This is a genomic window from Streptomyces sp. NRRL S-340, from assembly GCF_000720185.1.
Classification (GTDB): domain Bacteria; phylum Actinomycetota; class Actinomycetes; order Streptomycetales; family Streptomycetaceae; genus Streptomyces.
This window is the reverse complement of record NZ_JOIY01000074.1, coordinates 18848-31624: the sequence shown is the minus strand read 5'-3', so window position 1 is coordinate 31624 and position 12777 is coordinate 18848. Positions and strand designations below refer to the sequence as shown.

The 12777-nt window shown below is 75.5% G+C and carries 10 protein-coding genes and 1 tRNA gene; 6 read left to right on the top strand and 5 right to left on the bottom strand.

The features are described 5' to 3' along the window. Nucleotides 1-180 precede the first annotated feature (180 nt). Nucleotides 181-1269, top strand: a complete 1089-nt coding sequence (locus IG64_RS36310; protein ID WP_420710053.1) for a protein kinase domain-containing protein — start codon at nt 181-183, stop codon at nt 1267-1269. Between the two features lie 435 nt (nt 1270-1704). Here IG64_RS36310 and IG64_RS36305 read toward each other — a convergent pair whose 3' ends face one another. Continuing rightward, nucleotides 1705-2931 (bottom strand): MGDG synthase family glycosyltransferase, encoded by a 1227-nt coding sequence (locus IG64_RS36305; protein WP_420710052.1) that lies wholly within the window; start codon nt 2929-2931, stop codon nt 1705-1707. Nucleotides 2932-3096: 165 nt separating this feature from the next. On the opposite strand from IG64_RS36305, the gene IG64_RS36300 reads away from it, so the two are divergent. Then, nucleotides 3097-3945 (top strand): SDR family NAD(P)-dependent oxidoreductase, encoded by an 849-nt coding sequence (locus tag IG64_RS36300; protein WP_037864567.1) that lies wholly within the window; start codon nt 3097-3099, stop codon nt 3943-3945. A 101-nt stretch (nt 3946-4046) separates the two neighbouring features. Beyond that, nucleotides 4047-4829: a polysaccharide deacetylase family protein gene (locus IG64_RS36295; protein ID WP_051813786.1), complete on the top strand. Its 783-nt coding sequence runs from the start codon at nt 4047-4049 to the stop codon at nt 4827-4829. Here IG64_RS36295 and cobF read toward each other — a convergent pair. Both cobF and IG64_RS36285 read right to left on the bottom strand, forming a co-directional pair. Continuing rightward, on the bottom strand, nt 4789-5559 hold the full coding sequence (gene cobF / locus IG64_RS36290; protein WP_037864565.1) for a precorrin-6A synthase (deacetylating): 771 nt from the start codon (nt 5557-5559) through the stop codon (nt 4789-4791). The genes IG64_RS36295 and cobF overlap by 41 nt on opposite strands. 449 nt (nt 5560-6008) lie before the next feature. Then, nucleotides 6009-6533 (bottom strand): DUF309 domain-containing protein, encoded by a 525-nt coding sequence (locus tag IG64_RS36285; RefSeq protein WP_037864562.1) that lies wholly within the window; start codon nt 6531-6533, stop codon nt 6009-6011. Nucleotides 6534-6648: 115 nt separating this feature from the next. On the opposite strand from IG64_RS36285, the gene IG64_RS36280 reads away from it, so the two are divergent. Together IG64_RS36280 and IG64_RS36275 are read left to right on the top strand one after the other, a co-directional pair. Next, nucleotides 6649-6722 (top strand) — tRNA-Pro (locus IG64_RS36280). A 139-nt stretch (nt 6723-6861) separates the two neighbouring features. After that, nucleotides 6862-7323: an SRPBCC family protein gene (locus tag IG64_RS36275; protein WP_037864559.1), complete on the top strand. Its 462-nt coding sequence runs from the start codon at nt 6862-6864 to the stop codon at nt 7321-7323. A gap of 58 nt (nt 7324-7381) precedes the next feature. On the opposite strand, the gene IG64_RS36270 is transcribed toward IG64_RS36275, so the two are convergent. Next, entirely contained in the window at nt 7382-7894 is a 513-nt protein-coding gene (locus IG64_RS36270) for a hypothetical protein (RefSeq protein ID WP_037864556.1), read from the bottom strand. After that, nucleotides 7891-11850, bottom strand: coding sequence for a polymorphic toxin-type HINT domain-containing protein (locus IG64_RS36265; protein WP_158771740.1), 3960 nt, complete (start codon nt 11848-11850; stop codon nt 7891-7893). The genes IG64_RS36270 and IG64_RS36265 overlap by 4 nt, the downstream gene beginning before the upstream one ends. 286 nt (nt 11851-12136) lie before the next feature. Here IG64_RS36265 and IG64_RS36260 point away from each other — a divergent pair, with 286 nt between their 5' ends. Continuing rightward, nucleotides 12137-12652, top strand: a complete 516-nt coding sequence (locus IG64_RS36260; RefSeq protein ID WP_037864554.1) for a hypothetical protein — start codon at nt 12137-12139, stop codon at nt 12650-12652. Nucleotides 12653-12777: the final 125 nt, after the last annotated feature.

Genomic DNA, 12777 nt, shown 5'->3' with positions numbered 1-12777 from the left:
CCGTCGCCGTAGGTAAGACGCCGGTCGGCGGAAGGCCAAGTGATCGTTAAGATGGGCCGGTTGCCGCGCCCCGGAAGCGGTGCCCGGCTGCGGCCGTGCCCGCCCGCGGGGCGGGGCTCGTGCGGGGGGATTGCGGGGACATTGGTGGCTACGGGGATTGAGGGCGGTCTACAGGTGCTGGTGGCGGATCGGTACCGGCTCCACGCGGTCATCGGGCGGGGCGGGATGGGCGAGGTCTGGCGGGCCCAGGACGAGGTGCTCGGCCGGCCCGTCGCGGTCAAACTGCTGTTGAGCGACCTGGCAGACGCCTCGGCCGAGGCGCGCTTCCGGCTGGAGGCGCAGACCTCCGCCCGGCTCAACCACCCCCATGTGGTGGGCACGCTCGACTTCGGCACCTGGGAGCACCGCTGCTTCCTCGTCATGGAACTGGTGGACGGTGACAGCCTCTCCGGGGAACTGTCCGCCGGCGGCCCGCTCACGCCCGAGCGGCTGGCCCAGGTGGCCGAGCAGGCGGCCGAGGGCCTGGCCGCCGCGCACGCCCAGGGCATCGTGCACCGCGACATCAAGCCCGGCAATCTGCTGAGCGACCGCGACGGCACCGTCCGCATCGGCGACTTCGGCATCGCGCGGTTCGTCGACGACCCGTCGGCCGGCCTCACCACGACCGGCCAGATCGTCGGCACCGGACTGTACCTGGCGCCCGAACGCGCCATCGGCACCCCGGCGTCCTCGGCCTCCGACATGTACTCGCTGGGCTGCGTCCTCTACCAACTGGCCGTGGGCCGCCCGCCGTTCGAGTCGGACACCGCCACCGGACTGCTGTACCAGCACGTCGACTCCCCGCCCGTACCCCCGCACCAGCGCGGTGCCGCGCTGCCCCCCGCGTTCGAGGCGTACCTGCTGAGCATGCTCGCCAAGAGCCCCGAGGAGCGGCCCACGGCCCGGCAGGCGGCGGACTGGTTCCGCAGCGGCGCCTGGCGCGGCGCACCGGAACCGCTGCCGCCCGAGCGGCCGGGCCTCGCCCACGAGCCCTATCCCGCCGCCGAGCCCCACCCGGGCGCCCCCGGGCGGGCGGTACCCGGCCGCGCCGCGCACCCGCAGGTCCCGGGGGCGGACACCGGCTGGAACACCACCGTCCACCGGGTGCCCCCGCGCCGTCCCGGCCTGCGCACTTCGCTGCGGCGCCACTCCCGCCTGGTCGCCGTCGTCGGCGCGGCCGCCCTGTTCGTCTGCGCCCTCCTGCTCGGCATGACCCTGTTCCAGGCGTAGCCCGCCGGGCGTGCGGCTCTCCGCCTCCTCGGACGGCCGAACCCGTGGCCCACGCCCTCGCCGCCGGGCTGCGCGCAGCGGCCGGGCGGTCGTGTGCCGCCGGACCCGGACGGGCGCGTCGGTCGCCGTGAGCAAGGTGCCGGGCGTCCCCGGAGTCCTGTGCACCGACGCGTAGACGGTGGGCGGCGCGCGCCGCTGGAGCGGCGCCGGCGTTCCCGGCCCTCGGCCCGCGGCCGATCTCCGAGCCCCTGCCCGAGGAGGTCCTCGGCGCCTGGTTCGCCGCCGCCACCGGCGAGGGGGCCGAGGACCGCGGAACGTGGACCGCACGATTCGCCCGGACCGGGTCCGTTCCGGCGGGACCGGGACGACGACGGCGTGAGAGCGACCGCGCGTAAGGAAGACCGGTAGAGCGGGGGCGCGGAGTCGGACTTCCGGTCACCCGCGCAGGCGTACGACCTCCGTCAGCGCGTCCGTCCCGAACAGTGCGCGCCCCGCCGCGATCCGCCGTTCCCGCTGCGGACCCTCCGCGGTGAGGCGGGCCAGGGACCGCACCAGGCCGGTCTCGTCCCCGGCGAGGTCGGACACCCCGAGAGCGGCCATCGTGCGGACGCCCTCCGCCCCGTGCCCCGGCAGCGGCCGGTACCCGACGACCGGCAGGCCCGCGGCGAGCGCCTGGACGGCGGTCTGCCCGGCCGCGTTGTCCACCAGCGCGGCACAGGCGTGCAGCAGCTCCGGCATGTCCGTCACCCAGCCGGGGGCCAGCACACCGGGAACACCGGACAGGGCCCGCCGCAGCCGTTCGTTGCGCCCGCACAGCACGACGGGCAGGAAGCCGTGCGCCGCGAGCAGCCGCGCCGTACGCGGCAGCCGCGCACCCGCCCCCCAGGCGCCCGCGGAGACCAGCACCGCCGGACGCCCGGGCGCCTGCCGCGCGAACCGGTCCCGCCACTCGGCCGCCCCCGCCCCCCGCGCGAAGAAGGCCGGGTCCACCACCGGCCCCGTCGCCCGCGCCGGACGGCCCAGGCCCCGGCGCACCTCCCGCGCGGCCCCGTCCGTCAGACACAGGTGCAGGTCGTTGCCCGGGTGCAGCCACTGGCGGTGCACGGCGAAGTCGACCACGACCACCGCGCTGGGCACCCGCAGCGTCCCGCGCGCCCGCAGATGCCCGGTGAGCTGGGCAGCCAGATGGAACACCGGCACCACCACGTCGGGGGACGTCTCGCGCACCAGCGCCATCAGCGCGTCCCCCGCCAGCCGCGCCAGCGGCGTGCCGCTCGGCCGGGGCCGGGGACCGGGCCGCAGGAAGAGGCCGTAGACACCGGAGTAGACCCACGGACAGTGCCGGACGGCGCCCTGGTAGCCCGCGCGCAGCCCCGCGCCCAGGCCGTACGGCAGCAGCTCCAGCACGTCGACGACCTCGGCCCGGCCGCCGGCGGCGCGGGCCCGGCGGGCCAGTTCCGCGGCCACCGTGTCGTGCCCGGAGCCCATGCTGGCGCTCACCACGAGCAGCCGCCCCGCCCCGGTGACGGAGCCCTCGCCGGGGACGGGGCCGCCGGCGGCGGCCGGGCCGGCCCCCGGGGCGGCCGAGGGGTCCCGCCCGGCCCCGGTCACGGGACCCCGGGCGGCGGGCAGCGGTGGCGGCGCGGGCGATTCGGACGACACTGGAAGTGAGTAACCCTCACCCACCGCAGTCAAACGAACCGACACGCCCCAGCCCGTCCCGCGTTTCGGACCCGGCCACCGGGATACTCCACGCCCGGCACGGCCGTCCCGGACCACCGGAGCCGCACGGCGGCCCCGGGCCCGTCGATCCAGAGGTGCGCCCCCATGACCCAAGCCCCTTCCCGCGTACGGTCCGGCTCCGGGATCCGCGCCGAGGCACCGGCGACGCGGGGCGCCGAGCGCCGCAGAAGCGCCGACGGCACGCCCACGGGCGGGGGCGCGCTGGTCACCGGCGCCTCCTCCGGGATCGGCGCGGCCGTCGCGCGGCGGCTCGCGGCCGAGGGCGGCTGGCGGATGGTGCTCAACGGGCGGGACCACACACGGCTCGAAGAAGTCGCCCGGGGCACCTCCGCGCTGGCCTATCCGGCGGACCTGTCCGGGCCGGGGGCCGAGCGCCGGCTCGCCGAGTTCGCACTCGACCGCGTCGGCCGGGTCGACCTCCTGGTGGCCGGCGCCGGCATCGGCTGGGCGGGACCGTTCAGCACGATGCCGCAGTCCGCCATCGACGAGGTGTTCGACGTCAACGTGCTCGCCACGGTGCACCTGGTCCGACTGCTGCTGCCGCACATGGTGGGGCAGGGCGCCGGCCGGGTGGTCATCATCGGTTCCCTGGCCGGGACGGTCGGGGTGCGCGACGAGGCCGTCTACTCCGCCGCCAAGGCCGCCCTGGGCGCCTTCGCCGACGCCGTCCGCTACGAACTGCGCGGCACCGGCGTCGGCATCAGCCACGTGGTGCCCGGCGTGGTCGACACCCCGTTCTTCGACCGCCGCGGCGTACCGTACCGCCGGTCGCGTCCCAGGCCCGTCCCGGCCGCCCGGGTCGCCGACGCCGTCTGGGAGGCGGTCACGCGCGGGCGGGACGAGGTCTACGTTCCCGGCTGGACCCGGCTGCCCGGCCGGGTCCGCGGCGCCGCGCCCGGCCTGTACCGGCGCCTGGCCGCACGGTTCGGGTGAGCCGGGTGGGCGACCGGGGAACAGGACGGCGCGGGACCGGGGCCGTCGGCACCCGCGCGCGGGCCACGGGTGTCCCGCCGCTCACGGCCGCGGCCCTCGCGGTGCCGGCCGCCGTGGCGGCCGCGCACATCGTCCCCGCCGCCACCTGGCTGCCGCGCCTGCGCTCCCGCTGCTTCCCGCGCCTGGCCGGCCACGGCAGGCCCGACCACGTCGCCCTCACCTTCGACGACGGCCCCGACCCCGCGACCACGCCGTACTTCCTGGACGCCCTGGACCGGCTCGGCGTGCGCGCCACCTTCTTCGTGCTCGGGGAGAGTGCCGCCCGCCACCCCGCGCTCACCCGCGCCCTCACCGCGCGCGGCCACGAACTCGGCGTGCACGGCTGGACCCACAGCCGCCCGTGGCTGCCCGCCCCCGGCCGCGACCTGCGGGAGACCGCGCGCGCGGTCCGCGTCGTGCACGACCTCACCGGCCGCCGGCCCCTGTGGTACCGCCCTCCCTACGGCATCCTCACCGCGGGTCGCTGGACGGCCGCCCGGCGCCTCGGGCTGCGGCCCGTGCTGTGGTCGGCCTGGGGCCGGGACTGGACGGCGGACGCCACCGCGGACACCGTGCGGGCCTGCGTCGGGGCGGACCTGCGCGGCGGCGGCACGGTCCTCCTGCACGACACGGACCACGCCTCGGCCCCGGGCTGCTGGCAGGCCGCGCTCGGCGCCCTGCCCGGCCTGGTCGCCGCCTGCCGCGACGCCGGCTGGGAGGTGGGCACCCTGGCCGAGCACGAGGTGGGCCGCGGCACGCCCCGGCGGCACCCGGACGGCCACACCGCTCCCGCCCCGGGCGCCCCTACCCCTTCGGCCTGCGGCGCAGCAGATACGTGTCCATGATCCAGCCCTTGCGTTCCCGGGCCTCGGCCCGCAGCCGCTCGATGCGCGGGGCGGTCTCGGCGATGGGGCCGCTGGCCAGGAGCTCGTCCGGGGTGCCCAGGTACGCGCCCCAGTAGATGTCGATGTCCTGGTCGGCGTACCGCCGGAACGTCCGGTGGGCGTCGAGCATCACCACCACGTCGTCCACACCTTCCGGGAACCCCTCGGCGAGCCGCCGGCCCGTGGTGATCTGCACGGGACGGGCGATCCGGTTCAGCCCGGTGCGGTGGCGGGCCGCCAGGGCGGAGACGCTGCTGATGCCGGGCACGACGTCGTACGTGAAGGCGACCGACCCGCGCGCCAGCACCTCCTGGAGGATCCCGAGCGTGCTGTCGTACAGCGCGGGGTCGCCCCAGACCAGGAACGCGCCGGTCGCGTCGTCACCCAGCTCCTCGGCGATCAGTCGCTCGTAGACGCCGGCGCGGGCACCTCGCCACTGCCCGACCGCCGGGGAGTACGCCGCGCCCGTCGCGGCACGGTCCCGCTCCGGGTCCCGCGCCTGCACCACCCGGTACCCGCCCGCCGGCAGGTGGGTGCGGAGGATGTCGCGGCGCAGCCGCACCAGGTCCGCCGTCACCTCGCCCTTGTCCAGGACGAAGAACACGTCCGTGTCGCGCAGCGCCCTGACCGCCTGCAGGGTGAGCTGGTCGGGGTCGCCCGCACCGATACCGATGACGTGAATCTTCCGCACGCCCCCCGAGTCTGCCGCAGGCCGCCGACGAACCCCGCACCGGCCACCCGGCCCCGACGCCCGGGCCGCCCCTCGGCACGCCGCTACCCGGCCCGCAGGCACGCACCGGCCATCCGCCTCCGTGCACGGGCCGCCGACTCGACGCCCCGGCCGGCCCGCCGGCACCCCGCTACGTGGCCCGCAGGCACGCACCGGCCACCCCGCCTCACCGCACCGGCCATCCGCCTCCGTGCACGGGCCGCCGACCCGACGCCCCGGCCGGCCCCCGGCACACCGGCCACCCCGCCCGCAGGCAGGCACCGGCCACCGCCGCCTCCACGCAGGGGGCACACCGGCCACCCCGGCCCGCACCCGCCGGTCGCCCGGCCAGACGTACGGCCCACAGGCCCCCCGGCCGTCGCCCGCCGCCCTTCCGCCCCGCTGTGCCGTGGTCCCCCGATCCCGTCCGTCTACGCCCCGCGCCTCAGCCGGGGTGCCCGCTCGGCCGCGTCCACGGGGTCCGCCGCCCCGCTCTCCACGGCGGCGGCCAGGTCCTGCGCCCAGGCGACGAGACCGGCCAGGTCGAGGCCGTGCGGCTCCCGCTCGCCCGTGTCCGCCCTCCACTCCCGCACCGCGCCCGCTCCGCGCCGCAGCAGCCGGGCGCCGCCGGTGACGTTGCCGCGGGCGGCATGGGTCAGCCCCACCGCCAGCTGGGCCAGCCCGCGCCACAGACCGCGTTCCCGCGCCGGCCGCGACTTCCAGGCGTCCTCGAACACCTCGTGCGCGTGGAACGGCCTGCCCGTGTCCAGCAGCTCCTGAGCCTCCACGACCGTCTCCGCGGGCGTGCGGACCACGCCCTCGGGCTGCCGGGGCACCCCTTCCGCGCCGTAGGGCAGGGGGCGCCCCAGGCCGTCCCGGGGCCGGGCGTTGCGCGCCCGCCCCTCGCTGTCCCGGTCACGTGGGCCGGCCGCCCGGCCGGAGGGTGTGCTGCTCATGGTGCGATTCTGCCCCCCGCCGCCCGCCCCGTCCGAGCGCCCCCTTCGGCGCGGCCCCCGGCGTGCGGTAAAGTGACGTTCACGCGATCACGCGGGTCACCGCACGTGAGCGCGTCGGGACGTGGCGCAGCTTGGTAGCGCACTTGACTGGGGGTCAAGGGGTCGCAGGTTCAAATCCTGTCGTCCCGACTCGTAGGAGTCGCGGGTCAGGGCCGGTTCCGGAGCAATCCGGGAGCGGCCCTCGATCGTTTTCCGGGGAGGGGCCGGCCGGCGCATCCGTCGCGTCGTGACCGTATCCGCGGGCCCGGCCCGCCGCTACGGTGGGCCCATGCAGCCTGTCACTGTGTCGATCGACGTGCCGCGAACGCCGGAACAGGTCTACGACTTCCTCGAGGTCATGGCGCACCACGAGCGCTTCACCGACCACTACCTCTCCGGCTGGCGCTGCGACGGCCCGGCCCGGGGTGTCGGGTCGCGCGCCACGGTCACCGCCGCACTGGCCGGCGCGAGGACCGAGGTGACCATCGAGACCGTCGAGGCGGACGCACCGCGGCGCCTGGTCGAACGCAACGTAAGCGCGGCCGGCCGGCGGCTGGCCCAGGGCACCTACACCGTCGAGCCGCTGGGCGGCGGCGCGAGCCGCGTCACGTTCACCTACGCCTGGCGGCGCGCTCCGCTCGCCGACCGGCTGCTGGCGCCCGTGGTGCGGACCGTGATGCGGCGCGCCAACCGCACGGCCCTGCGCCGCCTGGCCGCCGAGCTGACCCGTTCCTCTCCCGGCCCCGGGTGACGGACGGACGGGGGTGGGCACCCGGCCGGCGGCCAGGTGCCCACCCCCGCTGTTCCCGTCAGACGGCGCTCGTGGTGGACGACTGCAGGACCGTGCAGCCGGAATCCCACCAGGGGAGATCCGCGCGGATCTCGTCCAACCGGTGCTCGGAGTAGTCCGGCAGGCCCTCGGGGATCCCCGCGGCCTGCAGGAGATGGAATTCGGCCGCCGTGCCGGAGAGGGAAAGCTCACCGTCCGGGAAGAGGCCGATGTCCATCCGCCATTGCCTCCTGGCCACCGAGGGCACGCTGTTCATGATGGCGAAGGGGAGCAGCGTGCGTTCCAGCGGCTCCTCCTCCCACCGGAACGTGTGCAGTCCGCGGACCACCAGGAGAGCGGCGTTGCCCGTGTCGTACTGCAGGGCGGTGCGCATGTCCAGGAGCAGTCCCGCACGGCCCGTGGGGGGAGACACCCTGCAGTCCAGGAGGTGCACCTCCTGGAGCGCGGCTTCCTCCCGCAGCGGGTCCCAGTCGACGGGGTCCGCCCCCGTGACGTCCGCGGTGCCGGTGAACAGTTCTTCGATGGAGATCACGGGATCGGGATGTGGTAGTAGGGATCGGACTTCGCGATGTCGGCCCGGCCGGTCAGCGGGTGCACGGTCTGTCCCACGGCGTTCAAGTATTCCACGTACCCGTTCGGGTACTGGAACTTGCCCTTCGTGACCGGATCCATGACCCGGACGTAGGCGACCTTGTCGCTGAGCCCGTTGGCGACGGCCTCGCTCTTCTTGATCTCGTACACCCACCCCTTGAGGTTGTTGGCCGTCGCGACGGCCTTGCGGCCCTTGGGGAGCCACAGCTTCTCACCCTTGGGGCCGAGGACGTCGGCGATCAGGCACCGGCTGTTGTGGACCAGTACGGGGGTGCCGCCGGCCAGCACGTAGTACGAGTGCAGGCCCTCGACCGTGAGGTTGAAGGTCCGTGCGAAGCCGCTGTAGAACCGGCTGTCCCGGACCGTGACGGTGTCCCCGCCGTCGGTCCTGAGCGTCATGCCCGGCCGGAGGTCGGCCGCCGCCGTCCACTTGCCCTCGGACGGCGACCAGAAGGGGTGTTCCTCCGTGGCCGTCAGCTTCTCCCGGCCGCGCGGGGTGGAGACGGCCAGCTCGGTGAAGTACTTGTCGTGCTCGGTGACGATCAGGTCGGTGACCCGGCGCGGCCCGGTCAGCCCGGTCACCGGGTCCGTGGCCAGCACCTGGTCGCCGGCCCGGACGGACTCGATGTCCTTCACCGAGCGGTCCGCCATGAGGACCCCGGTGCCGGCGAGGAAGCACTCGGCGCACTTCTGGGCCATGCGCACGGCACGGCTGCTGTCGATCGCGCCTTCCACGCCCTCGACCGACTTCTTGAGGAGCCTGAGCTTGCCGACGGGCAGGAAGTTCATGGCCGCCAGGGCGCACTTGCCGAGACTGGGGTTCTTCGCGCAGTCCTTGGCGTCGTTGAGGCCGAGGATCTCCCAGGCGAACTCCTTCATCGTCGGGTCGATCGTGGGGAACACGAGTTCCTGGCCGGCCAGCGCGCACGGCGGGAGGCTGTCCCGGTTGACCGGGATGTAGCACTTGGGCTTGCTCTCCTCCTCCTTCTTGCGCCGCTCCGCGGCGGCGCGCCGCGCTTCGGCCTCCTCGGCCTGGCGCTTGGCCACCACGTCCTTCCAGGCCGCGGCGGCCTCCTTGCCGGCCTCCTCGGAGCTCTTCCCGGCGGCCACCGCGTCGGCCTGGGCCCGGTCGCTCGCCTGCTTGGCCTCGTAGGCGGAGGTGCGCGCGTAGTCGGCGGAGAACTCCGCCTGCGCGGCGGACTCCTCGGCCGCGGCGGCGTCCCGGGCGGCGCGGTCGGCGGCGGCCCGTGCGGTGGTCGCGGACGCCTTGGCCTGCTGGGCGCTGGTCTCTGCCCGGTCGGCGGCGGCGTCGGCGTCGGCGGCGTAACCCGCGGCGTCCTTTGCGCTCTGCTCGGCGTCCTTCTTGGCCTTGTCGGCATCGGCCGAGGCGTGCTGTGCCTCGGCGGCGGCCTGCGCGGCGAGGGCGCTGTTCTTGCGGGCGGTGGCCGCGATCTCCTGGCCCTCGGCGATGAGCCGCTGCATCTGGGCGACGTGCGTGTCGGCCAGAGCGTCCTTGCGGGTGGCCATGAACTGGCCCGCCTCGACGAACTGGTGGAGCTGGTCGGCGGGAGCGGCCAGGGCGATCTTGGCCGCGGACCTGACCTCGGGGCCGCCCGCGTTGTACTGCTGCGTGGCGGCCACCCGCTCGTCGGCCTGCCGGGCCTCGTACTGTCCCTTGTCGAGGAAGTCGAGCAGGGCCTGCGTGCCCCCGTCCGCCAGGGCCTTCTTGGCGCCCTCCTTGACACCGGGCCCGCTGTCGTTGGCGAGCTTGGTGACGGCGACGCGGTAGTCGGCGTTGGCGGCCTGGTGCCGCCCGGTGGTGTAGAAGTCGCGGATCTGCTGGTCGGTGCCGTTCAGGGCCTCGGCGGCGGCGGTGCGCACGGCCTCGTAGGGGCTGTCCGTGGCGAGGTCGGCGACCTGCTGGCGGGTCTCGTCGGCCACGGCCTTGTCCCAGCCGGTGCGCAGGTACTCGATCACGTCGGCATCGGTGCCGGACAGGGCCTGGGCGGCGGCGTCCTTGCGCCAGGAACCGAAGTACTGCATGGCCCGCAGCGCGACGGCGCGGCCCCGGGCGGCCAGCGCGGCCGGGTCCGCCCCCGGCTCGGCCGCCTCGGCGCTCAGGGCCCGGGTGTCGTCCGTGATCGCCTGGCCCTCGATGACCGACCGGGACACGTCGACGGTGAAGCCGTCGGCCGAGGCCTTCTGCGTCAGGGCGGCCTCGACGCCCGCGTTGGTGCGGGTGTTGAGATCCTCGGTCTCGACCTCCCGCGCGATGGCGAAGGTCTTCTGCGCGGTCGCCACCGCCTTGGTGGCGTCGTCGGCGGCGGCCTTGGCGGCGGCGGCCTGCTTGACCGCCTCCGCCGCCTGGTCGGCGGCCTCACCGGCGTGTTCGGCGGCCGCGTCGGCCGCGTCGGCGGCGCTGTTCGCGTGCGCGGCGGCGGAGTTCGCCGCGTCACGGGCCTCCATGGCCGCCGCGGCCGACTTGCGGGCCAGCGCCTCGGCGGCGTCGGCGGCGCGGTCGGCCTCGGCGGCGTGCCGGCGGGTCTCCGCGGCGGCGGCCCGGGCCTCGGCCGCGCTGCCTCCGGCGGCCTCGGCGTAGTCGGCCGCCTGGTCCGCCGCGGCGGCCGCCTTGTTGGCGTTCCCGGTGGCGCTGCGGGAGGCGGCCGCCGCGTCCGCGGCGGCGAGCGAGGCCTTGCCGGCCTGCTCGGCGGCCTGCGCCGACTTCTTGGCCAGGGCCCCCGCCTTGCGCGCCTCGGCGGCCCGGTCCCGGGCGGCCTGCGCGTTGTCCTTGTCCTTGCTCGCGGCGTACGCCGCGTTCGAGGCGCGGCTCGCGGCCTCGGCCGCCGCCGCCGCCGCGTTCGCGGTCTGCGCGGCGGCCAGCGACGCCCTGCGGGCCGAGCGGTTGGCCGCGTCGGCCGCGCCGATCGCCTGCTGCGCGGCGGCGGCCGCGGCCCGGGCCGCGTCGGCTGCCTGACCGGCCTTCAGCGACGCGCGCTGGGCGTCGTTCTTCGCCGCCTGCGTCTCCTGGGCCGCCTTCTGCGCGGCCTCCTCGGCGAGCGCCGCGGCGGCGATGGCCTTGCCGGACGCCTCCTCGGCCTCGTCGGTGGCGTGCTCGGCCTGCTTGCCGGCCTTCTCGGCCTGCTCGATCAGCTGCTCGATCGTGGCGCGTTCCTGGTCGCGGTTGCGCGCGACGAACTGGCCGACCTCCAGGAACTCGACGATGTCGTCGGGGGTGCCGCGCAGCGCGAGCTTGGCGGCGGCCTTCACGTTCGGGCCGCCGCTGTTGTAGAGCTTGCTGACCTCGACCCGTTCGTCGGTCTGCTGCTCCTTGTACTGGTCGATCCGCAGGAACTGCTTGAGGTCCGCGGACGTGCCCTGCAGCGCCTTCTTGCCGGCGTCCTGGACGCCGGGACCGCCGAAGTTCACGACCCGGGTGGCCTGCACCCGCAGGTCCTGCTCGTCCGCCGTCTTCCAGCCCTCGTCGAGGAAGGCCTCGACATCGGCGGGGGTGCCGGCCAGCGCCTTCTTCGCGGCCTCCCGCACGGCGGGACCGCCCGCGTTCACCACGCGGGAGACGTCCACGCGGTCGTCGATCTCCTGGATCGCGGGGGCGTCCGTGAGGAACTGCCGGACGTCGTCGTCCGTGCCCACGAGCGCCTTCTCGGCCGCTTCCCTGATGCCGGTGCCGCCCCCGAGCCAGTATCCGACCACCAGGCCCCGGTTGGCGGCCGGTTGGGGGTCGGCCGCGACGGCGGGGGAGGCGCCCAGGAGGGTTCCCGTGAGCGTGACGGCCAGTACGGTCGCGCAGGCGGCCCGCAGGCCCGCTCCGCGTGCCGGCCCGCCCCGTCGCGGTCTGCGGCTGTGCCCGGGTGGTGTCGGGCGTGATGGTTGTTTCACCTGACGGTCCTTCATGGATCGGTGACCGGACTTCCGGCGGGACACCCCTGGGCGGGGCCGGACACAGGAGTCCATGTCCCTCGTCCCCGGGCTCTCGCAGGAAACGGGCAGCCAGGCCCCCACGGCCGCCGACAGGTGGTGGCAGCACGTCAGGGGGGCGCATAACCGCAGGTGGTGACGCCGGAGCACTCTTATTTACGGATCTTACATGTGCTTTACTTCAGCTCGACGAGGCGATTACTCCGCCTTCACATACGCTCCGCACGCCGCACTCTGAGAGGAACCCATGGCGATAACCCCCGCCCGCAAGGTGCTGCTGGGTGGTCTGACGGCCGCCCTGGTGATGGGCCTCGGCGCCACCGCGCTGGCCCTCCCGCAGACCACCACGTCCGCCGCCACGACCACCGCCGCGGGCGACATGCCGGGTCTGGTGGAGGACTTCGACTACCCGGGCGCCGCCCAGGTGCAGCAGGACCGCGGGGTCACGCTCAAGCGCGGCGACGGACACGTCTGGCTCACCGACGTGACGTCCCTGAACGAGTGCAGCGGCGCGTCGAACATCGCGATCGAGTCCCGCAAGGGCCTCTTCTGCTTCAAGACCAACGCCAAGTCCGGTTACCTCACGCTGGAGTTGCCCGACACGTTCAGCATCTGGACCCAGAACCACCCGGTGAAGGCCACGCTGACCGCGGAAGGCAAGAACACGGTCGTCAACGCACCCGCCAACGACCTCACTCCGGTCGGCGAGTCCGGCGACACGGGCCTGCGCTCGGTCCTCGTCGAGATCCGCGTCACCGGCTGATCCGCCAGCCCGGCACGATCCGTCTCCGGCGGATGCTCCCGGCGGCGGCCCCCGCCCGGACGCGTCCCGCACGCACGCGTCCGGGCGGGGGCCGCCGTCAGCACGTCCTGATCCGCCCGCCCATC

Excerpts from the sequence above, each read along its gene's own strand:
- IG64_RS36260 (WP_037864554.1), top strand. The coding sequence starts at position 12,137 with ATGGCGATAACCCCCGCCCGCAAGGTGCTGCTGGGTGGTCTGACGGCC.
- IG64_RS36300 (WP_037864567.1), top strand. The coding sequence starts at position 3,097 with ATGACCCAAGCCCCTTCCCGCGTACGGTCCGGCTCCGGGATCCGCGCC.
- IG64_RS36285 (WP_037864562.1), bottom strand. The coding sequence starts at position 6,533 with ATGAGCAGCACACCCTCCGGCCGGGCGGCCGGCCCACGTGACCGGGAC.
- IG64_RS36275 (WP_037864559.1), top strand. The coding sequence starts at position 6,862 with ATGCAGCCTGTCACTGTGTCGATCGACGTGCCGCGAACGCCGGAACAG.